Here is a 25,527-nt window from a genome sequence, read left to right on the forward strand (position 1 = left end):
CAGAAATGGGGGCAAAGCCCCCATTTACAATCTTAGTTTACGAGCAATTAAAGTGTACGTTGTACTTCAACTGTTTCGAATACTTCGATTTGGTCACCAACGCGAACATCGTTGTAGTTCTTAACGCCGATACCACATTCCATGCCGTTACGAACATCTTGAACGTCATCTTTAAAGCGACGTAGTGACTCAAGCTCACCTTCGTAAATAACCACGTTATCACGTAGTACACGAATTGGTGCGCTGCGTTTAATAGTACCTTCAGTAACCATACAACCAGCAATTGCGCCAATTTTTGGAGACTTAAACACGTCACGTACTTCAGCAAGACCAATAATCTCTTGCTTAAACTCAGGAGCAAGCATACCAGACATGGCTTGCTTAACTTCTTCGATTAGCGCATAGATTACGCTGTAGTAGCGAAGGTCTAAGTTTTCAGTATCAATCACTTTACGTGCAGATGCATCGGCACGAACGTTGAAGCCAACTACGATTGCGTTAGATGCAGCAGCAAGTGTTGCATCAGTTTCGGTGATACCACCTACGCCAGAACCAACAATCTTCACTTTTACTTCATCAGTAGAAAGCTTAGTTAGTGAGTCTGAAATTGCTTCGATTGAACCTTGAACGTCTGCTTTAAGTACCACGTTAACTTCTGATACATCGCCTTCAGCCATGTTAGTAAACATGTTTTCAAGCTTCGCTTTTTGCTGACGAGCCAATTTAACGTCGCGGAATTTACCTTGACGGTATAAAGCAACTTCACGCGCTTTACGCTCATCTTTAACAACAGTCGCTTCATCACCTGCAGCCGGAATACCAGATAGACCTAAAATCTCAACAGGAATAGAAGGACCCGCTGATTTAATGTCTTTACCGTTTTCGTCTTTCATTGCACGAACACGGCCGTATTCAAGACCACACAGTACGATATCACCTTGGTTAAGGGTACCTGATTGAACTAAGATAGAAGCAACCGGACCACGTCCTTTATCAAGACGAGATTCAATTACAACACCTGCTGCCATGCCTTCTGATGGAGCACGAAGCTCTAAAAGCTCAGATTGCATAAGAACAGCTTCAAGTAAGTCATCAATACCTAAGCCTGTTTTAGCTGAGATATGAACGTACTGCGTATCGCCGCCCCAATCTTCAGGGATAACGTCTAGCTGAGCTAGCTCGTTTTTAACGCGATCTGGATCTGCGCCTTCTTTATCCATTTTGTTTACAGCAATGATTAAAGGAACGCCAGCTGCGCGAGCATGCTGTACCGCTTCTTTAGTTTGTGGCATTACACCATCGTCAGCTGCAACCACTAGGATTACGATATCTGTCGCTTTAGCACCACGTGCACGCATTGATGTAAACGCGGCGTGACCTGGTGTATCTAAGAAAGTGATCATGTTGCCGTTAGTTTCAACGTGGTATGCACCAATGTGCTGTGTAATACCACCGGCTTCGCCTGATGCAACTTTAGCTGAACGAATGTAATCAAGCGTCGATGTTTTACCATGGTCAACGTGACCCATTACAGTTACTACTGGCGCACGCGGCTCAGACTTACCATCTTCATGACGGTCATTTAGTACTGTTTGCTCTAATTCGTTTTCTTTAACGATGATAACTTTGTGACCCATTTCTTCAGCAACAAGTTGTGCTGTTTCTTGGTCAATCACTTGGTTAATGGTAACCATGTCACCCATTTTCATCATTGTTTTAACAACTTCAGCGCCTTTAACAGCCATGCGCGATGCAAGCTCAGCTACTGTAATTGTTTCGCTAATACGCACTTCATTTTTAACATCGGCAGTTGGTTTTTGGAAACCATGCTGCAATGATGTAGGTGCTTTTAGCTTGCCTTTACGGCCTTTAGCGCCTGCAAATTTATCTTTTGCTGGAGCTTTTTTCTTTTTCTTCGCGCGGCGTGAACCTTGCTCATCACGTGCATCGGCAACATCTTCTGCCTCACGTGCATAAGTAGAAGTCGTAAGGTGGTGATCCGCGGTTTCTTCGCGTTTCTTACGTTCTTCTTCTTCTTTTTTCCAGCGAGCTTCATTTTCTTCAGCTAGCTTTCTTGCCTCTTCTGCTTGACGTTTCGCTTCTTCTTCAGCTTTCTTCAATGCGGCCTCTTCTGCTTCTTTCTGCAGACGCTCAGCTTCGATGCGATCTTTCTCAGACTTAGCACTTTGCTCTGGGGTCATCTGCTGTTGTTTAGCTTTACGCTCTGCATCTGCTTTGCGTTTAGCTTCTTCTTTGGCTTTACGATCAGCGTCTTCTTTTGCTTTACGTTCTGCCTCTTGTTTCGCTTTTAATTCAGCGGCTTCTTGTGCAGCTTTTTGCTGCTCTTCGATACGCGCTTTTTCTTCAGCGGCTAGACGTTGCTGTTCTTGCTCTTGCTCCATTGCGCTCTTTTTCACGTAAGTACGTGTTTTGCGAACTTCAACTTGAACAGCTTTTGCCTTACCCGTAGAGCCCGTTACACTTAATGTGCTTTTGCTCTTACGTTGTAAAGTCATACGTGCTGGGCCATCTGAACCAGTACCACCGTGCGATTTGCTTAAGTGATCAAGTAACTGTGCTTTTTCAGCTTCAGTTACATTATCACCTGCTTTTTTAGTGATACCCGCTTGTGAAAATTGCTGAAGCAATTTATCAACAGTTGTACCTATATCGCCGGCTAGTTTTTCAACATTTACTTCTGCCATAGTGTGTAATACCTCCGTTAATAAATTACTCGTCTGCGAACCAACAAATATTACGTGCAGCCATAATTAGCTCACCTGCTTTTTCAGGTGTTAGCTCTGTAATATCTACCAATTCATCAATACCTTGCTCAGCTAAGTCTTCAAGTGTAATTACACCCTTGCTTGCCATAACAAATGCTAGATGACGCTCTAAGCCTTCAAGCGCAAGTAAGTCTTCTGCAGGCTCTACACCTTCTAAGCTTTCTTCCGTTTTAAGCGCTTTAGTGGTTAATGCATCTTTTGCACGTGAGCGCAGTAAATCAACCGTTTCTTCATCTAAGCCGTCGATTTCTAAAAACTCAGAAGCTGGCACATACGCTACTTCTTCAAGTGTTGAGAAACCTTCGTTGATAAGTAATGATGCAAATTCATCATCAATATCTAAGTTTTCAGTAAATAAGTTAATTAACTTATCTGACTCTGCTTCGTTTTTAGCGCGCATGTCTTCAACAGTCATTACGTTTAGTTCCCAGCCAGTTAATTGGCTTGCTAAACGAACATTTTGACCATTGCGACCAATTGCTTGTGCTAGGTTATCAGCTTCTACAGCGATATCCATTGAATGAGTGTCTTCATCCATTACGATTGAAGCTACTTCAGCCGGTGCCATTGCGTTAATAACAAACTGCGCTGGGTTGTCATCGTAAAGTACGATATCAACACGCTCGCCACCAAGTTCTGATGATACAGCTTGAACACGTGCACCACGCATACCAACACACGCACCTACTGGGTCAATACGCTTGTCGTTAGATTTAACGGCGATTTTAGCGCGTGAACCCGGATCGCGTGCTGCAGCACGAAGCTCAATCATTTCTTCGCCAATCTCTGGCACCTCAATGCGGAATAATTCCATCAGCATTTCTGGTTTTGAACGCGTTACAAATAACTGTGCGCCGCGTGCTTCAGGTTTAACTTCGTAAAGAAGACCACGAATACGATCTCCTGGACGGAAGTTTTCACGTGGCAGCATATCGTCACGGTAAATAACCGCTTCTGCGTTGTTACCTAAATCAAGTACGATTGCATCACGTGTTGCTTTTTTAACGACACCTGTTACTAGCTCGCCTTCTTGATCTTTATAAGCTTCTACAACTAAGGCGCGCTCAGCTTCACGTACTTTTTGTACAATAACTTGCTTTGCCATTTGTGTAGTTATGCGGTCGAATTTGATAGATTCAATCTGTTCTTCAACATAATCACCCAGTTGCAAGTCAGGTTCTTCAACTTGAGCTGCTTCTAATGTGATTTCGCTGTAAGGGTTTTCTAAAGAACCATCTTCTTGAACTTCTGCAATCTGCCAACGACGGAACGTGTCGTAATCACCGGTTTTACGGTCGATTGATACACGTACTTCAATTTCGCCATCGTGTTTTTTCTTTGTCGCTGTTGCTAGAGCGAACTCTAACGCTTCAAAAATCTTTTCTTTTGGAACCGCTTTCTCATTGGAAACGGCTTCAGCAACCAATAATATCTCTTTTGCCATGGGTAATGCCTCGCTTGCCCTATTCCTTCGCACTCGAATTAAAACTTTGCGATGATGTTCGCACGTTCGATATTGCTAAGCATGATTAAGTGCTCTTCGCCATCGCTTTTAAGTGTGATCATATCACTGCTAACTGCTACTAAGTCGCCTTTAAAATTACGGCGACCGTCTTGTGGAAGCTTAGTACGCACGCGTACTTCCTCTCCTTGCGCCTTCTCGTAGTGATCTTGTTTGAATAATGGACGATCAACACCAGGAGACGATACTTCCAAATCATATTCGTTTGTAATTGGGTCTTCGACGTCTAAAATCGCACTAATTTGGCGACTCGCATCCGCACAATTATCAACAGATATTCCATCCTCATGGTCAATATAAACCCTCAAGGTAGAATGGCGGCCTGCTTGTACAAACTCAAGACCATGTAATTCAAAGCCTAACATTTCTACTGCAGGCGTAAGCATGGTTAATAAATCTTGCTCAAGTTTTGTCACGAAAATCCTCCATACAAACAAAAAAAGGGCTTATAGCCCTAAAATACTGAGTTTAAGTTTTGATTTAATGACAAGGCCATAAATCAATGGTGCAGATACAACAACGCCCCGAACCAAGCGGGGCGTCACACCAATAAAGCATAAAACTGTGTGGCCTCAGGCCAAGCTTGGCTGCGGGTCATTACACTGACCAAATTAAACTACATTAGCTTAAACGCAAAACGCGCATTACTTAGAATGCGCGATATAGAATTAGTAAGGATATACCTACTATAAAAATTGGTTGCGGGAGCCGGATTTGAACCGACGACCTTCGGGTTATGAGCCCGACGAGCTACCAGGCTGCTCCATCCCGCGCCAATAGATATTAAACCTAAAATTCAATATCGCTGTTAGTGGTTAATCAACCGCTAAACAATGGCGGCTATTATAAGGATATACGGGGTAATTAGCAACCATAATAACTAATAAGTTTGATAAAATCAGTGAACCCCCATTTTAAGCTTCACCAGTATGTACTATGATTATGCAGACGTTAAAATGGTAATCGTAACGTCACTAATATGTACGTAAAAAGCCGTATATTCATAAATAAAATATCTAAAATTCATAAAACTGATACAATTTTGTGCTTTTTACGTTTAGATTACGTGCGATATTTGAGCAACGCACTATACTAAAAGCTCACCGATGTGGATAAAAATAAAAATTACAAAATTTAATGAGATTGCTAATGAATACTTATCAGCCACAGTTAATTAAAAGTTTGCATATAGTTAAGCCAAACTTTCATGCGTTTACCGCGCGCTTTCATGCAAAGCTTGAAGAGTCAAATATAACAATGCAGTACCCAAGTGCCGCTTATTTTAACGAAAAAAGTTATATTTTATATTGTGTTTTAGAACGTATAGTTAGGCATTTAGATAACCCATCTTCTGTTGCCCCATTTTTAACCTTTCACTTGCAATACTTAAAAAAGATGGGCGTTACACCAAAAGAAATATCGCTACTGTGCGATGCCTTTTACGACACCTTAAACGAGCACTTAGGGCGTTTATTCACCGCACAAACACAATTTGCTTGGCAAAAAGCGCTTCGTTATTTTGAAAGTTTTGCTAATACAACCTTGTTTAACAAAACAAATGTTATTTCGCTTGAGCAAAAAATCACTCAACTTCGCTCAAGTAAGCTTTAAGTAACACAAGCTCCAGCTTTTATACACGTATGAGCAAACTACCTAGATCCACGTTGTCGCTTTTTACGTACAACTAAATTTAGGTGGTTTATGGCTCATTATAAAGTGTTGCGCCTAATTTTAGGTGATCAACTTAATGCTTCGCATTCGTGGTTTAAAGAAAAAGAGCCTGATACGCTTTATTTAATTGCCGAGTTAAAACAAGAAACCAATTACGTTAAGCACCATGTGCAAAAGTTATGTGCTTTTTTTTATGCGATGGAGCGTTTTGCTACAGCTTTACAAAGCGCGGATTACAGCACACTGCACCTCACCCTTGATGATACCCACCAAGACAAAACCTTACCTGATTTACTCACGCGCATAGCCAAGCAGTATCGTTGCAGTGAAATACATTATCAATACCCTGATGAATTTCGCCTCAAAGCACAGCTAAGTAAATTTAAAAAAGAGTCTGATCTTCTTGTTAAAGCCTATGACACCGAGCATTTTATGCTGCCATTTGAGCGTATTAACGAGCGGTTTGAAAAAAACAAACATGTGACTATGGAGCACTTTTATCGCGCTATGCGCAAGCAATACACTATTCTTATGGATGGGAGTAGCCCGCAAGGAGGTCAATGGAACTTTGATAGTAATAACAGAAACAAATTTAAAAAAGCAGATTTAAACGCTATCCCCCCGCCAAAATTATTTAATAACGATGTAAGCTCTATCATTCGCAGACTTAAAAAACATAACGTAAATTACTTTGGTGAAATAAATCCTCAGCAGCTGCCATGGCCGCTCACTCGCAAACAAGCCAAAACGTGTTTAGAGTATTTTTGTACCCACCTACTAAAAAATTTCGGCCAGTTTCAAGATGCAATGACCGACCAAGTTACAAATAACGCCAGCTTGTACCATAGCCGTTTATCATTTGCTTTAAACGCTAAGTTAATCCACCCGCTGTACGTTATTAGGCGTGTAATTGACGAATTTAATGCTCATCCCGACACAATTTCGATTTCTCAAGTAGAGGGCTTTGTTAGGCAAATCCTAGGTTGGCGTGAATATGTTCGCTGTATATATTGGGCAAACATGCCCGACTATGCACAAAAAAACCAATTACAGGCCAACCAGTCATTACCAGGGTACTTTTGGCAGGGTAATGTAAAAATGAACTGTTTAAGCCATGCATTAACGCAGAGCTTAGACACCGCATACGCTCATCATATTCAAAGATTAATGATCATTGGTAATTTTTGCTTATTAACAGGCATCGACCCTAATGAAGTCGACCAGTGGTATTTAGGGGTTTATATTGATGCCATTGAATGGGTTGAAATGCCTAACACCCGTGGCATGAGCCAATTTGCAGGTGATGCCATTATTGCCACTAAACCTTATGCAGCCAGTGGTAATTACATCAATAAAATGAGCGATTACTGCAAAAACTGTCATTATGATGTTAAGCAAAAAGTAGGTGAGAAGGCGTGTCCTTACAACAGCTTATATTGGCAATTTATGGATAAACACCGCGCATTACTTGAAAAAAACCCACGCATTGGCATGGTTTATAGAAACTGGGATAAACAAACGCCCCAACTTCAACAGCAGACCTTAGCCCAAGCAAATTATTATTTAACGCATATAAACGAGTTATAAAAACGAAAAAGCCGCCTCAGTTGAGGCGGCTACAATCAGGGAAAATGTTTATTAGCGATTATTTACCTTCGATTAGGTTTCCACCGCCAATTTCAATTTTACGAGGTTTAAGTGCTTCTGGGATTTCGCGCTCCAGGTCAATGCTAAGCAGACCGTTGGCCAAATCGGCACCGAGTACTTTTACATGATCCCCAAGTTGAAACTTACGCTCAAAGTTACGTTCCGCAATGCCTTGATGAATAAACTTGCGCTCTTCATTTTCATCTTTGTTTGGTTTAGTGCCTGCAACTTTTAAAGTGTTGTTCTCTGACTCAATGGTCAGTTCATTTTCACTAAAACCAGCAACGGCCATAGTGATTCTGTATTTGTCTTTATCTAGTGCTTCGATATTATAAGGAGGAAAGCTAGGCTGCTTGTCTGTACGAGCTGCCGCATCCATTAAAGATGCTAAATGATCAAAGCCGATGAATGAACGATAAAGTGGTGATAAGTCTACTGTACGCATAATAATACCCTCATATTTAAGCGATATAATGTTGTTACTTTTCGTTTGAACAAGTACAACATAATTAAATTAATAATATAAATTTCAATAACTTCTGTATTTTTTGGGACCCATCAGGCGTCCTCACTAAACTATTTATGGGCAGTAAAATAGTTTTCAAGTAATTAAATTAAAAAAAGTGAAAAAAAATAAAAAAGGGCACAAAAAAGTGCCCTCTTCGTATATTCATCAAATTACTCAATACACGTTACTTAATAAAAGTACCGCGAATTGGGTAGTCGTTTTCGCGTGAAAATTTAATACCGCCTAGCAGCTGCTTAAGGCTTGGGCGAACAAATGGACTATTTGATTTATCAAGCATCTGTACTTGGTTATCTTCGTTTAAGACAATAATACAAGGCTCAGCAAATGGGTGATCTGTTTCAGCATCACTGCGCGGTTCACTAATGTATAAGCCTAAATCAGTCATTTGCTCAATGGTTAAATTGTAATAAAGAGGGAAATTTACGTCTATTTTTTCAAGATGCTTTTTAAGCTGCTCTTCGCTATCGCCACTTACTGCTACAACTTCTACACCTGCGCTGGCAAAATCGTCATGCATTGTTGCAAGCTCATTGAGTTGCTCGGTACATTTAGGGCAATGCTGGCCTCTGTACACCACTATCATTTTCCAAGGTTTGTCGCTTACGCGGTCAACTAAATTCACGTCATTGTTATCTAAATCGCTTACTACTAAAGGCTGTATTACACTCGCTGGCTGTAAATTAACGTTACTCATTATGATCTCCTTTTACTATTAAACTTAGGGTGTAGTAATAGAGCTTAGGGTATCTTTGTTTATTTCAACCATGAAAATGTAACTGAGAACGAAATGGCAGGCGACTCGCTTTTATTAAGTAGCATTAGCACAGTATAAACACCAAGAAGATGTGAGCAAGAAGCGTAAAGCTAACTCCAGCCTTTTATTTTTCTGTAAATAGTCGAGGCGCTTACGCCTAAATAGGCCGCAGCAAGTGGAATGTTATCATCGCATACAGCTATTGCCGACTCTATTGCCCTTTTTTCAACTTGCCACAGGGGCTCTATGTCGTGTACGCCCATAAGCGAGTTAGTTTGTATTTGCTCTGCAGATTGAGACGAGCTGGTATTTTTAATTGGAATAGCAGAATTAACACCAAATGAGCTTGGCAACATATCTAATTCAACTACGTCACCCTCGTTGATAACAACGATATTTTCGATAACATTTTGCAGCTCACGGATATTACCTGGCCAATCGTAGTTACAAAAAAGGTTTTCAACTTCTTTTGAAAAGCGATGGAATAACTTAGCGTTACTTTCACTTTTTTGCTTTAAAATATGCTTTGCAAGCAACATTATATCGCCAGCTCGCTCGCGTAGCGGAGGTAACTTTACAGGAATAACATTAAGCCTATAGTATAAATCTTCTCTAAAACGCCCTTCGGCAACTTCAACTACAGGGCTTCTATTTGTTGCACACACTAGCCTTACATTACTGTGTAAAACCTCGCTACTACCTACCCGATTAAACGCACCCGTTTGTAAAAAACGCAATAACTTAGCCTGTAGGTTGAGCTCCATTTCACACAGCTCATCTAAAAATAAAGTACCACCGTTTGCAACTTCTACAGCCCCTTTCCTGTCACTTAGCGCTCCGCTAAAGGCCCCTTTTACATGGCCAAAAAACTCTGACTCAAATAACTCTCCTGGAATAGCAGCACAGTTAATTGCAATAAATGGCCCTTCACTTCGTGGGCTAGTGTCGTGCAAAGTTTGCGCGCACACCTCTTTACCTGTGCCACTCTCACCTGTAATAAAAACACATGCTTTGCTTCGCGCTGCACTATCTAAAAGCCTAAACACCGTTTGCATTGCTAACGATTCACCAATAAACCCGGAAGTGTTTTGCGCTTTTTGTTCTTGAATTTTAACTGCAGGAGGTGCTTTTTGCGAAAGCGCGCTATCTACGGCGCTCACTAAGCGCTGGCCTGAAAACGGTTTTTCTAAAAAATCAAAACCACCTAAACGCATTGCCTCTACTGCAACATCAATAGAGCTATTTGAGGTGATCATGACTACGTTAGCGGGCTTTTCTTGCTTTTTAACAAACTGCAGCACTTCTAAGCCACTAATGTCGGGTAAACAAACATCTTGGACAATGACATCAGGCATCATCTCTTTTATACCTACCAAGGCAGAGTAGCCATCGGTAAAGTGTCTACATTCGTGCCCTGCTTGCTCTAATTGACTCGCATAAAGAGCCCCGCTTGCAATGCTGTCTTCTACTATATAAACCTGTGATTTTTTTTGAGAATCGTTCATGGCAGAGCCTTTTAAGTAATATTATTAGCAATAACTTGGTATGCAGCGTGGGTTTTTTCTAGATTATGTTGAACGATCTGAGCAGCGTGAATATTTTCATCAATGGTAACGGGGGGGTAATCATGTAATTGACTGGCAAGGGCTGCCAGAGTTAATGCGCCATATAGCGCCGCAGAATTTTTAAGTACGTGCATTATATCTTTAATATTATCTTCATCTTGCTCATCAATTGCATTTTTAAGACGAACTCGCATTTCTTCTAATTCATTAATAAATAAGTTTACCAGCCTTACTAAAGTGAGTGAGCCAACATCTTGCTCTAATTGCGCTAGCACATGAGCTTGAGTGATGGTGTTATCAATATATTCTTCAGGTATTGGCATATTAGGCCTTTATTTATTATTGTGATACAAAGTTTTTATACTTTTAGAGTAAGTCGTTTTTCGCATTTTGCAAATCTAAACATTAAGTTAAGTGTACATTTTTACCCATGTCGCCGTATTATTAGCTAAACTACTTGGTCTTCCGAGTAAGTAACCTTGTGCTACATCACACCCTAGCTGCTCTAATATTTGTAATTGCTCGCGCTGTTCAATCCCCTCAGCAATGGTTTCTAACCCGAGTCTTTGCGCCATAGCAATAATTGCACTACACAGAGTAAAGTCTTCATTGTTCGTTGTAATGCCACTTATAAAGCTGCGATCTATTTTTAGCCCATCAATATTAAACTGCCTTAAAAGGCCTAAAGAGGCATAGCCCGTTCCAAAATCGTCTAGCCAAATTTTTACCCCTTCTTTATGAAAATGCTCAAATGTTTTAGCAATACGCTGCGGACTTTTTATTAATGCTGTTTCTGTTAATTCTACTTTTATGGCTGCGGGGTCTATTTGATACTTATCAAGTAAGCTCATTACTTTGGAAAACACATCCCCTTCAATAATTTGTACCGGCGAAATATTCAATGAAATAGTTATATCATTCATACCTATTTTTCTCATTTGGCTTAAATCGCTTAGGGTTTGCTTAAAAATCCAATCACCTAAATCTAAAATCATACCTGACTGTTCTACATGCGGAATAAATTCATCTGGGCCAACAACACCATAGCGTGAAGATTCGCAGCGCACTAATGATTCAAAGCCAACTAATTGCCCACTTGTTAAAGATACAAGCGGCTGGTACACCATATTAAAACAATGGTTTTTCATTGCATGAGCCATAATTTGCTCAAGTTCATGCCAGCGTGCAATGTTGACCGTATTGATAGGCTCTAAACTTTTAAAAGCATTCATAAATTTCTCCACAAATAAGGGCTCACCGTAAGCTTGTTACATAAATTGCAAATTACAGACCAAAACGCCCCGTCAAAATAAAAAATAAACGCATAAAATTCAATTGGTTAAAATTGAACTGCTAGTCTAAAATTATTGATGGGTATATTTGCATTTTGCAAATCACACTGACACGCAAGCTGATTTAAAGTGGGAGCAGGAGTAAGCGATGGTTTGGGAATAAAGTGGCTTTAAAAATAAAAAGGCTGACCTAATTGCTTAGAGTCAGCCGAAATAAATACTAAAGGAGAAGTATTGTTTAGTTGTTTAAACCTTGTGTGCCTGATTGGGCAGATTGCTCATCTATGTTTTGAGCGTAGTTTAATGTGTTGCTTTCAATAGTGGCATTATCTAAATCACTATTGCTAAATTTATTGGTGAACATCTCGGTATTACCTTTATTAACAGGTTCAATAGTAACGGTGCCTCGCAGTGCTGTTGCACCAACAATAACAGCTGCAACAATAATAATAGACAGCACCATTAACTCTGGAGTAAGAACAAAAGACATTTTTTTTGGTTGCTGTTTAACTTTAGTATTAGTTTGCATAATGGACACCCTTAAAATTTATTTAACTACTTAGCAAATTTATATCAATGATAACTTCGCTCTACTTGGTGTTTATACTGCGAAAGCCATGCCAAAATAAATTTAATGATGATAAAAAATTTAAGTCTTTATAAATCAATGGGTAAATGAATTACTTTGATAGGGATAATAAAAAATAGCTGAGCGGATATTTGCATTATGAGATTCAATTTCATTTTGATTTGCAAAATGCAAACCAATTTAAAAATAATTATTAAGAATCAACCTACACAACCCAATCAATTAAAAAGGATTAGTATTTCAGCATTATTTACAGTTTTGCTTAATACATTAAGGCTTTTTAGGCAGTAAAAGTAATTGACTACGCATTACTCAATGCCATCGCTTTTTTTGAGAAAACAGTCAATTTTAACCTTTTGAGGTTAAATTTTTGCTAAACCCACTATTTATGTTTGTTTACTTAACAACTAAAAACTTTAATCATAAATACCTTAAGGCCATCTATAACTATTTACCTAAAAGCACGGTTGCATTGCTTGTTACTTTAATAATGACCAAATTTCGTTAATGCGCTCTAACTTAGAGTGTTTAGCGTCATTAAGTTTTGGTAAGTATTGATTTAAGAGCAAATTGAGTTTTTCGCTAATAATTGGTTTAGCTAAATAGTCATTCATTCCTGCTTTAATAAAACGCTCTTTATCACCATGAATCGCATTCGCTGTTAACGCTATAATAGGGGTGACAATAGCTAACTCTCTGATTTTTTTAGTGGCAGAAATACCGTCTAAAATTGGCATCTGAATATCCATAAATATTAAATCTATTGTTTGCGTTTTAACTTTTTCAATCGCCTCTTGCCCATTACTGGCTATTTTAACTAAGCACCCTTGCTGCTCTAAAAATTGCTGAATCACAATTTGGTTATTTTTATTGTCTTCAACCACGAGTACGTGCGTACCTTTAAATGGCTGAGCATTAATAGTGGCTGTGTTTAGTGTGGTTTCTTTTTTATTAGTAAAAATAATATCAAGATGAAAAAGCTCTTCCTCAAGCGCAGCAATCGCTCTGGGTAAATGCGAGGGCTTAAAAGGCCCATTAAACATCAACATACCAGAGCTCGGCGCCTCTGTTTTTTGGTTTTTACCCAGTAGGTCTATGAGTAATAAACACGGTTTATTTAGGCTTTTGTAACTTTTTAAAAATTGTTGCGCTGCGTCTAAATCGGCTTTGTTAGTGGTAACAATAGCGTCGGGCGTATCGATACTGTCTAGCTTTTCGATGTTTTCAAGGCGTGAAAAACCTATCGAATGGCGAGTAAGCATATGCTCTATCGCCGTGTTTAATTGCAAGTTTTTACTAATCACACACACATAGGGCTTTTTAGTTCTGGCTGAAAAGCCTTCTCTTTGCACCTGCTCGCTTGTATCTATTAATAAAGGGTAATTCACAATAAACTCACTCCCTTTACCAAACTGCGAGTTAACAGTAATGCTGCCCCCTGCAGCATCACATATTTGCTTACATATGGCTAAACCTAAGCCACTGCCGCCATATTCCCGAGTGATAGAGTTATCCGATTGTATAAACGGCTTAAACATACTCTCGAGCTTGTTTTGCGCAATGCCTATTCCTGTATCTTTAAAGCTAAGCTGCAACGTAAATTTATTATTTTCAAACTCAACACACTGTGCTGTCACTATAAGTGAACCCTTTTGAGTAAACTTAATAGCATTTGAGAGTAAATTTATTGCAATTTGCCTTATACGACCGTGATCGCCCACCACCTGCGCAGGAACATCAGGGTGCAGATCAAAAATAAGTTCGAGGCCTTTTTGCACGGCGCTTTCACTTACAATATCAATAGCCTCTTCTAAGCAAATGTCGAGGCTGAATGGCTGATTATCTATTGAGATTGCTTGCGCTTCAAAGCGTGAGTAGGTCAGCACATCATCTAAAATACTCAATAATGCATCTGAACTTGTTTTAATCATTTGGGTGTAACGTTTTTGATCTGTTGTGAGACCCGTGTCGTGTAAGATATCTGCACAGCCAATCACTGCATTTAAAGGTGTGCGTATTTCATGGCTTATATTGGCCATAAAGCGACTTTTAGACTCAGCCAACGATTCAGCCTGGTGCTTAGCATCTAAGAGTATTTGTTCAGCTATCACACGTTCTTGAATATCAACCACGGTCGCCGCTATAGACGTTAAGTGTGTGCCATTAAATGAGGTAATGGGTGTGAGGGTCATTTCAACCCAATTTGGCTCATTAAGCGCGTTGGTTAACCTAATATCCAAACGTTTAACTTCTCGATTGCCATTACTGTAGCCTGTAAGAGCTGTGTTTAGCTTTTCCACATCCTCACCCATTACAAAATTAGCAATGGGTAAGCCAAGGTGTTTATTTATGTCTGTTTGGAAAAAATCTTGCCATGCTTTGTTCATAAATAATAACCCGCCCTGCGCATCTAACCTCAATACAATATCAGGGATGTTATCGACCACAGAGTGGTAGTTATATTCTATTTCAGCCATGGCTTGTTCAGCTTTTACACGCTGGGTAATGTTGGTTTCTATGGCTATAAAATGCTTAACATTACCGTCATCATCTTTTACAGGGGTAGCATCAATAGCAACCCAGTATTCGTTTTTATTTTTATCATAATTAACGGTTTCTATTTGAAAAGGCTCGGCATTTTTAATCGCTTTAGCCATTAACTGGCGCGACTCTAGGCTTGTTTTAGGCCCTTGCAACAGTTTACCGGGGCTAAGCCCGATGACTTCTTCACATTTATAACTAGTAAGCGTTTCAAAGCTTTTATTAACCCATTCTATTTTGCCAAATCGGTCGGTAATTATAACTAAATTATTGGTGTGGCTTGCCACTAAAGAAAGTCGCTTAGCGTACTCTTGTTGCTGGGTGAGTAAGTATTGGTAATCTTTATGTCGTTGAATGTCGTGTAACGAGCCAATAAACCCGCCGCTATCGTCGCAGGCCAAGCGCATTTCAAACCAGTTAGTAAGGCCGTCATTATTTTTTACTTGCAGCTCTATACTGGCACTAAAAACGCCTTCAAAAATAGACTCAATATACGCTGACAGCTTTAACGAATCTTTGGTCTCTAACAGTGATGTGATTTTTTTACCTATTAGCATGGCCGGCGTAAAACCCAACTTATTAAGCCATGCTTCGTTCACGTAGCTAAACACTAAATGTTTATCACATTCAAATACACATTCATCAAGTAAGGCAAGTAACTTAGTTTGCCTGCGGGTATTTGCAGAAAGCTGCTCTATTAGCGCGTAATGAACTTGTACTTGTAGCTCGTCTTTTTCTTCCATATGCGCCTCATTCATTTACTAATTCTGTATGGCTGCACACCTTGGCATAAAGTGGAAAAACCTCTTCACAGTAAAATGATTGCTCAAACGGCGTTCTGCTTGATGTACAGTCATTAAGTACCGTCACATTAAAGCCAAGCTCTACCGCTGAACGCGCCGTAGAGTCAATGCAAATAGAGGTCACCGTGCCTGCTAAAACAATGTTATTGATGCCATTTTTATTAAGCACATTTGCAAGCTCTGTATGAGTAAACGCATTTAATCCGCGTTTACCGGGTATTTGCATAATACGTTTGCCATATTTATCAAATTCTTTAATGCCTTGAGCACCATAAGAGTCGGCTTTAAAAGCCCCTACTTCGGCAATCACTTTTAAAATACCAATTGGGTTTTTAAGCTCGCTATAATCTTGTGTAAAGTGAATAGGCGTACTGAGCACTAATGCAAATTTATCTATGTATTTGTCGAGCAGCGCTAACGTGTTATTTACCACGCCGGTTACTCTTGATGACTCTTCAACCACTTGGTATAAAATGCCATCAGGCGAAAAGTAATCATTTTGAAAACCAATGAGCAGCAAAGCTGTTTTTGATAAATCGTTCATAACGTCCTCCTAAACGGGCCTTTAGGCAGCTTGCCAAGGCTTAATAAACTCTTCTAATACAGCTTTTGTTACCGGTTTTTGAAGATAGTGCGTCACCCCTTTTTCGAACAACTGAGCAATTTGTTGCTCCTCAGTAATGCCCGTTAAAATAACTTTTGGCGTGTTATCGTTTGGGGTGTTTTGTTTAATGAGCTGCTGAGCCACATCACTGCCAAACATACCTGGCATACGCTCATCTAACAGCAGTAAATCGAAAGGTTCTTGCTGGGCAATAAGTAAGGCACTTGAGCCATTTTCTGCACAGGTTACTGCGCAGCCAAGCATTTCAAGCATGACTTTGGTCGCAACTTGGCTTGGCAAGCTGTCATCAGCAACCAATACAGATAATTTGCTGTGGGTATTTAAATTATTAACCGCATTAACTAAGTCAGTATCAAAAAACGGCCACGCCAATACAGGTTGAGAAATAGCGTGATGGCTTTGCAGCTCACTGAGCGCATCAAATGCGCAAATTTTTATACTCTGAGACGCCCCATTATTTAAAAAGTTACTCGCAAGTTGCTCTGCAGATAGGTGACGCGAATCTTCAATTTTTAAAGCGTTGGTGTGGTTGCTGTCGGCGAGTTTTAAACCATAGTTTTGCGCACTTAAATTAACTAGGTAATGAATGCTTTGCTCTAAGTCGTCTTTACTATTGGCTGCGCTAATAAACTCTTTGTTTGTATCTACCGATGAAATTGGCTCACGGGTTGCAAGTAAACCGTGTATATCAATGGTGTGCATTTCAGGATTCGAATCTACCCAGTAATTTAAATTAATACCCTGTAAATTGGCCTCTACTGTTAGCACAAAATGGCTTTTAGCGGCTTTTAGCGAAGGTAAAATAAACGCTTCACACTGGATAATCATTTGCTCAGGAGACACCTGTAAACAAATATAATTACACTGTAATTTGTTGATGAGTGTAATTGCCACATTTGTGTTGTCTGCTTTGCAAAAGCGGGCAATTACCCCTTGAATAATTTCTAAAACATGGCTGTTATTACTCATCATCGTTCCTAATAAGAATGGCTCTGTAGTTAAATATCAATTTACATGCCACTTGCAGCGTCTTTACTAATACGATGAATTCATTAGATTTAAAAATTACACATCCTTTGCATAAATGCGCTTTTGCAAATTGCAATTCAAAATGCATGGCAAATGAGTAATTAAGCGAGTTAACAGTAAAACAGAATTAACCAATCGATTTTTTGCGCTTTAAATTATTAATTAATCGTTTAATATGAACCCAACTAAATTGAGGAGAGTATTATGCTTACAGTAATTTTTGGCCGCGAAGGCTGCCCATTTTGTGTACGTGCTAAAGATGTTGCCGAGCAACTATCAAATGAGCGTGATGATTTTAAGTTTCGTTACATCGATATTATCAAAGAAGGCATTAGCAAAGCGGATTTAGAAAAGTCTGCAGGAAAACCATGCCCAACTGTGCCACAAATTTTTGTAGATCAAACCCACATTGGTGGATTTACTGAATTTGAAGCCTACGCAAAAGAAAATCTAGGCCTATATAAATAACGCTTTGTATATAGCTTGTTAACCAGTTTAAAAAATCAAAAACTTAAACTGGTTAAATTTCGACCAACATCAACCACATACAAATTAGTTGTAATTTATACAAGCAATTGCCTCGTATTTCCTATACAATGCGCGCCTCTTTAAATTCGTTGAGGCGTATTAATGTCAGAACCAGTCACGTTTGAATCTCTAAATCTTTCTCCTGCAATTTTAAAGGCAGTTGAAGAGTTGGGTTACAAGACACCATCTGAAATCCAAGCTCAATGTATACCGTTATTGCTAGAAAGAAAGGACGTACTGGGACTAGCACAAACGGGTACAGGTAAAACTGCAGCATTTGCACTGCCGTTACTAAACAATATTGACCCGTCTGTGAAACAGCCACAGATCCTTGTACTCACACCAACACGTGAGCTTGCGATCCAAGTTGCTGAGGCATTTGAACAATATGCAAAAGGTACTCGTGGTGTTGAAGTATTAGCACTGTACGGTGGCCAAAGCTACAGCATTCAATTAAGCGCACTTCGTCGTGGCGCACAAATTATTGTTGCTACTCCGGGTCGATTAATCGATCACATAAACCGTGGCACTATCAAGTTTGATGCTTTACAAGCACTTGTACTTGATGAAGCCGATGAAATGTTACGTATGGGCTTTATCGATGATGTTGAAAACATCATGGAAAAAACACCGCGCGAAAAGCAAACATGTCTTTTCTCTGCGACCATGCCTAAGCAAATTCAAAACATCAGCAGCAAATATATGAATAACCCTGAACAGGTTCATATTTCTGCGCGTAACTCAACTGTATCATCTGTTGAGCAAGTGTTTTGGAATGCACACGTACATAAAAACAAAGCCATTGTTCGTTTCTTAGAAGCAGAGCAATACGAAGGTGCTATTGTTTTCGTACGTACACGTAACGACACAGTGCAACTTGCTGAGTTACTAGAGCGCGAAGGTTTCTCTGCTGCGCCACTTAATGGTGACATGAACCAGCAAGCACGTGAACGCACGGTAGATCGCTTAAAAAGCGGTATGCTAAACGTTGTTATTGCAACAGACGTAGCAGCACGTGGTCTTGATGTAGACCGTTTAAGCTTAGTTATCAACTACGATATTCCACAAGACTCAGAAGCCTACGTTCACCGTATCGGCCGAACAGGTCGTGCTGGTCGTACTGGTAAAGCAATTTTATTTGTTAAGCATAACGAACGTTATTTACTTAAAAATATCATTCGTCATACTAAGTCTGAAATTGCACAGGTTGAGCTACCTACAGCTAAAGTAGTTGAAGAAAAACGTATTAATGCTTTAAAAGAAAAGCTTACGCTTGCTCTTGAAAACAAAGACATTACGTTCTTCAATGAAGTTGCTGCTAGCATGGCACAAAAACTAGACTTATCTTTAGAAGACCTAGCGGGTGCATTACTGTGTTTAGCACAGCAACAGTCGCCAATTAAAGTTGAAGAAGTTAAGATTCAACCTCGCAACGAGCGTAATACACGTAACGAGCGTGGCGATCGTAATGACCGTCGTCGTAACGAACGTGGTGACCGCCCTGAGCGTAAACCTCGCGAGCGTAACAGCCGCGATGCAGGCCCTATGGATACTTACCGTATCGAAGTGGGTCGTGAGCACGGTGTACAGGTTAAAAACATTGTTGGCGCGATTGCTAACGAAGCTGATATCTCAAGCAAGTTTATTGGTGACATTCGTCTACACGACAGTCACAGTACGGTACAATTACCGCAAAACATGCCTAAAGATGTACTTGATCACTTCCAAAAAGTGTTTATTTGTAAACGCCCAATGGGTATGACACTAACACAAGATCAAGGCCCAGCTGAGCCACGTGGTGAACGCGCTGAGCGCCCAAGTGGTGATAAAAAGCGTAGCTTTAACAAAGACAACCAACGCGGTGATAAGCGTGGCGGTCCTCGTAAAGAACGTCGCCCTGTGAGCTTCACATCTAACTAGGCTTTATAGCTTACGTTATAAAAAACCTTGCCACGAAAGTGCCAAGGTTTTTTTGTTTTAAAGCCACTGCTTTTGTAAAAAATAAAAATTCTGTAAACTAAGAAAAAACTATAATTCACGGATGAATTAAAATTGAAAAAATATTATGACAACTTGCTCTTTGCAGCAATAATAAGCTTTCCAATACTGAGCATTGCCATGCTTATGTTAATGGATTTTACCGACCCGCCATTTATCGAAAATAAAATTTATGAGGCTATTTTTTATATAGCGCTTCCTATTTTTTGCGGGGCATCATTTATCTATCTCCATGTACTTGTAATCAAAAAATATAGACGTTGCAGTGACTATAGAGAGCACCTTAAAGATAGCTTTTCAGATACAAAAATGAAGTTATCATTAATCTTCATCTACCCATTACTCCCTTTGTTAATCTATGCAACTCTCTATTTTTTACTCTCTGCCCCCATTGAGTTATGGGCTTACTACACGCAAGGCGATTATTGGTATAAGGAATATATCCTCACTGATGTACAAGAATGTGGGTCTGATTATGAAGATAGTTGTACTCGTTTATACTTTAAAGACCCTACAACTAACAAAACGCACGATTTTAGATGGTACGACGATAAATCTACAATAATGAATAACAAAAACGATTATGTGTATATTGTTGGTGAGGCCAGTTTGTTTGGCTATATAGTGAGAGAATTAGAAAGGTAATTAAAACTTCTTTTTACATTGCAGCAATTTTATATAAAAACCTCACTCAAGTGAGTGAGGTTCATAAATTAAGGTTTAAGTTAAGGTAACGCCGGATAAACGTAACTCGCATCTAACCCTAACGGAATACCGAGTGCCCAATACCCTAGCAAGAAAATACTCCAGCCAATCATAAACGCGATTGAGTAAGGGATCATAAGCGCGATGAGCGTGCCTATACCAGTATCTTTTACGTACTTTTGGCAGTACACCACAACCAATGGGAAATACGGCATAAGTGGGGTAATAATGTTTGAGCTAGAGTCTCCGATTCTGTAAGCCGCTTGGGTTAAATCGGGTGATATACCTAGTTGCATTAACATTGGTACAAAAATAGGTCCCAGTAATGCCCATTTTGCTGAGCTTGAGCCAACGAACAAGTTTACAAAGCCGGTTAAAAATATAATACCCACAACCGTTACGGCGCTGGGTAACTCCATTGCTTTTAAAAGCTGCGCCCCTTCAATGGCCATTAATGCCCCTAAGTTAGACTTAGAAAACGCAGCAATAAACAACGCACAAAAGAACGCCATTACAATGTAATAGGCCATGCCACTCATCGCGGTACTCATCGCATCTATCATATCTTTTGAGGTTTTAAAGGTACCAACGGTAAAACCATACACGGCACCGGGTATCCAAAATAATAAAAAGATTAAAGGCACGATAGATTGCATCAGGGGCGATCTAAAATTAGTTAGTGAGCCATCGGCACTGCGCATTGCTGAATCGGCAGGAGCGGATACGAATGCAAGTAAAGCAAGTCCTGCAATCATTACGCTACTGGCTATAAAAAAAGCACGTTTTTCATCACTTTTAGCTTCATCAAACGCGGGTAAGTTTTGGGTGTCTTCATTAAGTGCTGTGTTTTTTAACCGAGGCTCTATTATTTTATCAGTGATATACCAGCCTAATAACACAATAAATAAACTCGAGGCAGAAGTGAACGCCCAGTTATTAAGGGGGTTAATCGACATATCGGGGTTAATAATTTGCGCCGCACTTTGGGTAAAGCTTTGCAGTAATGGGTCTATTCCTGATGGGATAAAGTTAGCGCCAAATCCACCACTCACACCAGCAAATGCGGCTGCAATACCCGCTAATGGGTGTCGCCCTGCGGCAAAGAAAATAACACCCGCTAATGGGATCACTAATACGTAGCCAGCATCGGTTGCTGTATGGCTTACAATAGCTACCAAAATGACTGAAGGGGTTAGCAGTTGCCTTGGGGTAACTTTAAGCATTAGCTTAAGGCCTGTATTGATATAACCTGAGTGCTCAGCCACTCCCACACCTAACATGGCAACCAGTACCACCCCTAGCGGTGCAAAGCCTGTAAAGGTTTTTACCATAGAAGATAAAAATGAGGCGAGTGAGTCGCCCTCTAATAGGTTATTTACAACAATGGCTTGGCCTGTCCGTGGGTCTAACGCGTCAAAGCTCACCCCCGACAGTAACCACGAGCACAACCAAATAAGTAACATAGCGAATAAGAAAATAATCGCCGGATCGGGAAGTTTGTTACCAACTCGCTCCACAAAGTTTAAAAAACGCGCGATTAACCCTGTAGGTATCGCAGCTTGATTATTATTGTTCATTTAAAGCTCCCAAAATAGGTTTAAGTAACAATATACTATTAATGTGTAACAGTAAATTAACTAATAAATCTATTATGGGCACAAATAGAGCATAAAAAAACGCGGCTTCGTTATCGTCGCCGCGTTTTTATAATTGTGAACTAAACATTGGTTAAGCGAGGGCTTTCACTTCTTCCCAAAGCCTAACAACCAAGGTTTTATCTTCTTCGTTTAGCTCGCCATTGCGGTATGCTTTTACTAAGCTTTGTTCCACGGTTTCGTTGAGCTCATCAATAGAAATTGTCAGCTCTTCTACTTCTGCATAACCTACTGCAAGGTCGTAATGTCCGCGCAAGTAACCACCAGCGAACAGCTCATCATCTGTTGCTTTAATTACTAAATCATCAAAGTATTGCTGCGCAGCATCAATATAATTCACTAAACTCATTGTGTTACTTCTCCTGGTTTTCATAACCGACAGCATACATAATATGGTCGTTATAGCCGGTGGTTACTTTAATGTAACCTGTTAATTCATCATCTAAAGCGCTGTCGCCGGTGTCACAAATAAGTGGACGCCCGTTCAACGCGTGTAATTTGGTTTTAGTTGCCACCACAATAATGTTTTCTTTGCCAATGGTGCGAATAAGCTCAGGGCTTAGCTGCTGATTCCCTCGACCAAAAATATGGCCTTGCCCGCCTATTAATGTAATAACTAATTGAGTAGCTTGCCCGTGCGTGTACTCAAGTAGCTGTTTAGCAGTTAAGTCTTGCGCAACTAGGGTTTGATCTTTAATTAAATCTACGCCTAATAAAGTATTATCTAGCCCCATTTCTTGCATTATTGCTTCAACAGTTGAGCCACTACCCATAATGTAATAAGTGTCTTCATCCATTTCGCTCACTACATGCGCTGCAATGTCGGCAAGTACTAATTCGTCTGTTTCTTTACCACCATTTTTAACCGCTTGTACATAACGTACTTCGCTTGGTATTTGCATTTCACCGTAGCGCTTAGCTTTTACGGTGCCTTGCCTAAACGCCTCTTCATCAATATCCATTACATCGGCATCTGTAAGTGTAACTAGCTCGCCTTTTACTAGCATTTCTACTACGCGCCCTGCTGCTTTAGGTGTAATTGCATACACGCCAGAGTGGATTTTACAGCCAGCAGGTATACCCAGCACTGGTACGGTATCTTCTATGGCATGACAAATATTGCGCGCAGTACCATCGCCACCAGCAAACAGGACTAAATCTACGCCTAAATTTTTAAGTAGTTTAGCGCTAGCCTCTGTATCATCGGCGCTTGTTACGGTATTGGCGGTATAAATTACTTCAACATTGAAGCCTAGTGCGCGTGCTGCTTTTTCGCCCATATCACCATTTACAGTATAAATTGTTAACTGCTCTTTATAGGGTACAAGTACTTCCAGGGCTGCCTGTGTGCGGCTGTTAGCTTTGGCTTGCGCACCCAGCTCAATTGCCTTTGCAGCAGTGTTTTCGCCATCACTGCCTTTTAAAGCAACGCTGCCACCAAGTCCTGCAACAGGGTTAATAATTAAGCCTAACTTAAACTGCATTTTGTAACTCCTGAGGGTGTTGCCAATTAAATTGCTGAGCAGTTAACGGCCACGGTGTTTTATAAAAATCACTTAACGCTTTTAATAATGCATGGGTACGTGCGTTAACTCCCTGCTCTAATAACATTAATACTTGCTGGTGTACTCGCGCCTGAAAGTCAAACCGGCAAGTTTGCTCACCGTTCAAGTTATCTACCGACACATTAAAATCAAAGCCAGCAGCGGTGCTGAGCAGCCACTCTATGGCTTGTGGTTTTATTTCTACGTTTTCAAATTCAGCCTGCTGGTGTTTATCTCGCCCATCTGGGCAGTACCAATACCCATAATCTTCAAGCTCTCTGCGTTTATTGCCAGCCACTAACCAATGCGCTATTTCATGTAGGGCACTGGCGTAAAAGCCGTGTGCAAATACAATTTGATTAAAACCATGGGTATTATTGGCAGGTAGATAAACAGGCTCATCATCGCCTTTTACTAAGCGAGTGTTATGGCTTTGATAAAAAACACTATCGAAAATAGATATAAGATCGGCTATGTGATGCATAAAAACTGATTAATTCGTCTCGGTTACAGCGCAAAATTAGCGCACTAAAAACGAGACGAATTGTACGGGCTTTTACCTTTAAAGTAAAAGTGATGAGCGAGTTATACCTCTACTCCCGCCTCATCGCACTGCACTATATCGGTTTCTGTAAGTGCTTGGGTTATCCACTTTTGCAAAACAGGGCAACGCATCACAAAATCACAATACTGCTGCGCCGCTGGGGATAAGGTAATCTGATACGTTTTTAAACGAAGTACAATGGGGGCGTACATCGCATCGGCAATACTAAAGTCGCCAAAAAACCATTCATTAGGAAACATATCTTGCTGCTGAGCAAATATCTCATCAATACGTTGAATATCTTTTAGTGCAGCACTTGAAAGCGTTACTTTACGTGTGGCTCTTATATTCATCGGCATTTCGTTTCTCAGTGCCATAAAGCCGGCATGCATTTCAGCGCTTAATGCGCGCGCTGTAGCTCGCTGAGTAATATATTTAGGCCACCCTGCTCCCGATAAATGGGCATCGTTAATATATTCACAAATTGCGAGCGAGTCCCACACTTGCAAATCACCATCAATTAACGCCGGCACTTTTTGAACGTGGAAGTGTTGTTTTAGTTCGTCGTAAAAGTCACTGGTGTCGAGCACAAGCTGGGTTTCGTCAAACGGGACATCAAATTTACTCATTAAATACCATGCGCGTAATGACCAGCTAGAATAGTTTTTATTACCGATAAATAATTGCATTTTGTATATACCAAAGTGAATAGGCTTCCCTACCTTACTAGGTGATTAAACAACCAACAACACTTTGTTTTTTATTCTTAATGTTAAATTTAAAGCCTCTAAAAAAACAGTATTACTATCAATTAGCTAACTGCGCATTTAAATGTTTTTTTAATAAACGGGTATTGCGGGTGTTGGCTTTAAAAAAAGCATCAAATATATCGCCAAAAAATGGAACTAAGCCGCCTACAAAATCAATCAGCATATTAATGATCATCTTCGTTTTTATGCGTTTACTTACGCCCAAACGCTGCGCCTCTACCAGTACATAGCTTGATAAAATAAGCCCTGCGGCATCACCTATAGCGGGTATTAAACCAATCACAGCCTCTAAGCCAATATTAAATTTAGTAAAAGGGATACCAATGCTGCTGTCTGTAAGCTTACTAAAGCGCTCTAGCCTTGCTATAGCAGCTTGGGTTTCAAGGTGTGTGTTATCGTGCTTATTATTGTTCATGATTACTCTCCTCCT

At 40.1% G+C, this 25,527-nt stretch carries 23 protein-coding genes and 1 tRNA gene; 5 read left to right on the top strand and 19 right to left on the bottom strand.

Features of this window, described 5'->3' with window-relative positions; all coding sequences use genetic code 11:
• Positions 1 to 47: 47 nt before the first annotated feature.
• The 4 genes from infB to SJY38_RS09345 form a co-directional block, all read right to left on the bottom strand.
• Positions 48 to 2,705 carry a translation initiation factor IF-2 gene (gene infB, locus SJY38_RS09330; RefSeq protein ID WP_004585885.1) on the bottom strand — a complete coding sequence of 886 codons (2,658 nt, stop codon included), beginning with the start codon at positions 2,703 to 2,705 and terminating at the stop codon, positions 48 to 50.
• A gap of 25 nt (positions 2,706 to 2,730) precedes the next feature.
• A complete protein-coding gene (gene nusA / locus SJY38_RS09335; RefSeq protein WP_004585884.1) occupies positions 2,731 to 4,230 on the bottom strand; it encodes a transcription termination factor NusA in 1,500 nt (499 codons plus the stop codon).
• 38 nt (positions 4,231 to 4,268) lie between these two features.
• Positions 4,269 to 4,724, bottom strand: coding sequence for a ribosome maturation factor RimP (rimP, locus tag SJY38_RS09340; protein WP_004585883.1), 456 nt, complete (start codon positions 4,722 to 4,724; stop codon positions 4,269 to 4,271).
• A 280-nt stretch (positions 4,725 to 5,004) separates the two neighbouring features.
• A tRNA-Met gene (locus SJY38_RS09345) sits at positions 5,005 to 5,081 on the bottom strand.
• A 376-nt stretch (positions 5,082 to 5,457) separates the two neighbouring features.
• Between SJY38_RS09345 and SJY38_RS09350 the strand changes: the two genes are divergently transcribed.
• Complete coding sequence (locus tag SJY38_RS09350; RefSeq protein WP_121637199.1) at positions 5,458 to 5,919, top strand: globin; 462 nt, start codon at positions 5,458 to 5,460, stop codon at positions 5,917 to 5,919.
• Positions 5,920 to 6,009: 90 nt separating this feature from the next.
• Positions 6,010 to 7,566 (top strand): cryptochrome/photolyase family protein, encoded by a 1,557-nt coding sequence (locus tag SJY38_RS09355; protein WP_377109654.1) that lies wholly within the window; start codon positions 6,010 to 6,012, stop codon positions 7,564 to 7,566.
• 58 nt (positions 7,567 to 7,624) lie between these two features.
• On the opposite strand, the gene SJY38_RS09360 is transcribed toward SJY38_RS09355, so the two are convergent.
• From SJY38_RS09360 to SJY38_RS09400, 9 genes are all read right to left on the bottom strand, one after another.
• Complete coding sequence (locus SJY38_RS09360; protein WP_004585880.1) at positions 7,625 to 8,071, bottom strand: Hsp20 family protein; 447 nt, start codon at positions 8,069 to 8,071, stop codon at positions 7,625 to 7,627.
• Positions 8,072 to 8,318: 247 nt separating this feature from the next.
• A complete protein-coding gene (locus SJY38_RS09365) occupies positions 8,319 to 8,849 on the bottom strand; it encodes a peroxiredoxin-like family protein (RefSeq protein WP_377109655.1) in 531 nt (176 codons plus the stop codon).
• Positions 8,850 to 9,019: 170 nt separating this feature from the next.
• Positions 9,020 to 10,414: a sigma-54-dependent transcriptional regulator gene (locus tag SJY38_RS09370; protein ID WP_377109656.1), complete on the bottom strand. Its 1,395-nt coding sequence runs from the start codon at positions 10,412 to 10,414 to the stop codon at positions 9,020 to 9,022.
• Between the two features lie 11 nt (positions 10,415 to 10,425).
• Entirely contained in the window at positions 10,426 to 10,797 is a 372-nt protein-coding gene (locus tag SJY38_RS09375) for an Hpt domain-containing protein (protein ID WP_024033793.1), read from the bottom strand.
• A gap of 87 nt (positions 10,798 to 10,884) precedes the next feature.
• Positions 10,885 to 11,706 carry a bifunctional diguanylate cyclase/phosphodiesterase gene (locus SJY38_RS09380; RefSeq protein ID WP_235207553.1) on the bottom strand — a complete coding sequence of 274 codons (822 nt, stop codon included), beginning with the start codon at positions 11,704 to 11,706 and terminating at the stop codon, positions 10,885 to 10,887.
• Between the two features lie 298 nt (positions 11,707 to 12,004).
• A complete protein-coding gene (locus SJY38_RS09385; protein ID WP_024033795.1) occupies positions 12,005 to 12,295 on the bottom strand; it encodes a hypothetical protein in 291 nt (96 codons plus the stop codon).
• A 539-nt stretch (positions 12,296 to 12,834) separates the two neighbouring features.
• The gene (locus tag SJY38_RS09390) at positions 12,835 to 15,654 is read right to left on the bottom strand and encodes a PAS domain-containing protein (RefSeq protein WP_377109657.1); all 2,820 of its coding nucleotides are present in this window, start codon (positions 15,652 to 15,654) and stop codon (positions 12,835 to 12,837) included.
• Positions 15,647 to 16,243: a cysteine hydrolase gene (locus SJY38_RS09395; protein ID WP_024031899.1), complete on the bottom strand. Its 597-nt coding sequence runs from the start codon at positions 16,241 to 16,243 to the stop codon at positions 15,647 to 15,649. Before SJY38_RS09395 ends, SJY38_RS09390 begins: the two co-directional genes overlap by 8 nt.
• 21 nt (positions 16,244 to 16,264) lie before the next feature.
• A complete protein-coding gene (locus SJY38_RS09400; protein ID WP_289157156.1) occupies positions 16,265 to 17,296 on the bottom strand; it encodes a response regulator in 1,032 nt (343 codons plus the stop codon).
• Between the two features lie 261 nt (positions 17,297 to 17,557).
• Between SJY38_RS09400 and SJY38_RS09405 the strand changes: the two genes are divergently transcribed.
• The 3 genes from SJY38_RS09405 to SJY38_RS09415 all read left to right on the top strand — a co-directional run bounded on the left by SJY38_RS09405 (position 17,558) and on the right by SJY38_RS09415 (position 20,524).
• Positions 17,558 to 17,821: a GrxA family glutaredoxin gene (locus SJY38_RS09405; protein ID WP_004587283.1), complete on the top strand. Its 264-nt coding sequence runs from the start codon at positions 17,558 to 17,560 to the stop codon at positions 17,819 to 17,821.
• Between the two features lie 162 nt (positions 17,822 to 17,983).
• Positions 17,984 to 19,801 carry a DEAD/DEAH box helicase gene (locus SJY38_RS09410; RefSeq protein ID WP_004587284.1) on the top strand — a complete coding sequence of 606 codons (1,818 nt, stop codon included), beginning with the start codon at positions 17,984 to 17,986 and terminating at the stop codon, positions 19,799 to 19,801.
• 132 nt (positions 19,802 to 19,933) lie between these two features.
• Complete coding sequence (locus SJY38_RS09415) at positions 19,934 to 20,524, top strand: hypothetical protein (RefSeq protein ID WP_286936739.1); 591 nt, start codon at positions 19,934 to 19,936, stop codon at positions 20,522 to 20,524.
• 80 nt (positions 20,525 to 20,604) lie between these two features.
• Here the strand turns inward: SJY38_RS09415 and SJY38_RS09420 are convergent, their stop codons facing one another.
• From SJY38_RS09420 to SJY38_RS09445, 6 genes are all read right to left on the bottom strand, one after another.
• Positions 20,605 to 22,161, bottom strand: a complete 1,557-nt coding sequence (locus SJY38_RS09420) for an AbgT family transporter (protein WP_377109658.1) — start codon at positions 22,159 to 22,161, stop codon at positions 20,605 to 20,607.
• A gap of 151 nt (positions 22,162 to 22,312) precedes the next feature.
• Positions 22,313 to 22,588, bottom strand: coding sequence for a YfcL family protein (locus tag SJY38_RS09425; protein WP_004587288.1), 276 nt, complete (start codon positions 22,586 to 22,588; stop codon positions 22,313 to 22,315).
• A gap of 4 nt (positions 22,589 to 22,592) precedes the next feature.
• Positions 22,593 to 23,723, bottom strand: coding sequence for an ATP-NAD kinase family protein (locus SJY38_RS09430; protein ID WP_273586161.1), 1,131 nt, complete (start codon positions 23,721 to 23,723; stop codon positions 22,593 to 22,595).
• Complete coding sequence (locus SJY38_RS09435; protein ID WP_054982196.1) at positions 23,713 to 24,267, bottom strand: elongation factor P hydroxylase; 555 nt, start codon at positions 24,265 to 24,267, stop codon at positions 23,713 to 23,715. The genes SJY38_RS09430 and SJY38_RS09435 overlap by 11 nt, the downstream gene beginning before the upstream one ends.
• Before the next feature lie 101 nt (positions 24,268 to 24,368).
• Positions 24,369 to 25,016: a glutathione S-transferase family protein gene (locus SJY38_RS09440; protein WP_138684538.1), complete on the bottom strand. Its 648-nt coding sequence runs from the start codon at positions 25,014 to 25,016 to the stop codon at positions 24,369 to 24,371.
• Positions 25,017 to 25,134: 118 nt separating this feature from the next.
• On the bottom strand, positions 25,135 to 25,512 hold the full coding sequence (locus SJY38_RS09445) for a DUF4112 domain-containing protein (protein WP_273586162.1): 378 nt from the start codon (positions 25,510 to 25,512) through the stop codon (positions 25,135 to 25,137).
• Between the last annotated feature and the right edge of the window lie 15 nt (positions 25,513 to 25,527).

Source organism: Pseudoalteromonas sp. R86517 (assembly GCF_042466295.1).
In the GTDB taxonomy this organism is placed as follows: domain Bacteria; phylum Pseudomonadota; class Gammaproteobacteria; order Enterobacterales; family Alteromonadaceae; genus Pseudoalteromonas; species Pseudoalteromonas atlantica.

Bases quoted from the DNA above. Each gene is read 5' to 3' on its own strand.
- SJY38_RS09365 (WP_377109655.1), bottom strand. From the start codon at position 8,849: ATGAGTAACGTTAATTTACAGCCAGCGAGTGTAATACAGCCTTTAGTA.
- SJY38_RS09425 (WP_004587288.1), bottom strand. From the start codon at position 22,588: ATGAGTTTAGTGAATTATATTGATGCTGCGCAGCAATACTTTGATGAT.
- infB (WP_004585885.1), bottom strand. From the start codon at position 2,705: ATGGCAGAAGTAAATGTTGAAAAACTAGCCGGCGATATAGGTACAACT.
- SJY38_RS09430 (WP_273586161.1), bottom strand. From the start codon at position 23,723: ATGCAGTTTAAGTTAGGCTTAATTATTAACCCTGTTGCAGGACTTGGT.
- SJY38_RS09360 (WP_004585880.1), bottom strand. From the start codon at position 8,071: ATGCGTACAGTAGACTTATCACCACTTTATCGTTCATTCATCGGCTTT.
- SJY38_RS09435 (WP_054982196.1), bottom strand. From the start codon at position 24,267: ATGCATCACATAGCCGATCTTATATCTATTTTCGATAGTGTTTTTTAT.
- SJY38_RS09400 (WP_289157156.1), bottom strand. From the start codon at position 17,296: ATGATGAGTAATAACAGCCATGTTTTAGAAATTATTCAAGGGGTAATT.
- SJY38_RS09405 (WP_004587283.1), top strand. From the start codon at position 17,558: ATGCTTACAGTAATTTTTGGCCGCGAAGGCTGCCCATTTTGTGTACGT.
- SJY38_RS09380 (WP_235207553.1), bottom strand. From the start codon at position 11,706: ATGAATGCTTTTAAAAGTTTAGAGCCTATCAATACGGTCAACATTGCA.
- nusA (WP_004585884.1), bottom strand. From the start codon at position 4,230: ATGGCAAAAGAGATATTATTGGTTGCTGAAGCCGTTTCCAATGAGAAA.
- SJY38_RS09375 (WP_024033793.1), bottom strand. From the start codon at position 10,797: ATGCCAATACCTGAAGAATATATTGATAACACCATCACTCAAGCTCAT.
- SJY38_RS09370 (WP_377109656.1), bottom strand. From the start codon at position 10,414: ATGAACGATTCTCAAAAAAAATCACAGGTTTATATAGTAGAAGACAGC.
- SJY38_RS09350 (WP_121637199.1), top strand. From the start codon at position 5,458: ATGAATACTTATCAGCCACAGTTAATTAAAAGTTTGCATATAGTTAAG.
- SJY38_RS09385 (WP_024033795.1), bottom strand. From the start codon at position 12,295: ATGCAAACTAATACTAAAGTTAAACAGCAACCAAAAAAAATGTCTTTT.
- SJY38_RS09355 (WP_377109654.1), top strand. From the start codon at position 6,010: ATGGCTCATTATAAAGTGTTGCGCCTAATTTTAGGTGATCAACTTAAT.
- SJY38_RS09420 (WP_377109658.1), bottom strand. From the start codon at position 22,161: ATGAACAATAATAATCAAGCTGCGATACCTACAGGGTTAATCGCGCGT.
- SJY38_RS09445 (WP_273586162.1), bottom strand. From the start codon at position 25,512: ATGAACAATAATAAGCACGATAACACACACCTTGAAACCCAAGCTGCT.
- SJY38_RS09440 (WP_138684538.1), bottom strand. From the start codon at position 25,016: ATGCAATTATTTATCGGTAATAAAAACTATTCTAGCTGGTCATTACGC.
- SJY38_RS09390 (WP_377109657.1), bottom strand. From the start codon at position 15,654: ATGAATGAGGCGCATATGGAAGAAAAAGACGAGCTACAAGTACAAGTT.
- SJY38_RS09410 (WP_004587284.1), top strand. From the start codon at position 17,984: ATGTCAGAACCAGTCACGTTTGAATCTCTAAATCTTTCTCCTGCAATT.
- SJY38_RS09395 (WP_024031899.1), bottom strand. From the start codon at position 16,243: ATGAACGATTTATCAAAAACAGCTTTGCTGCTCATTGGTTTTCAAAAT.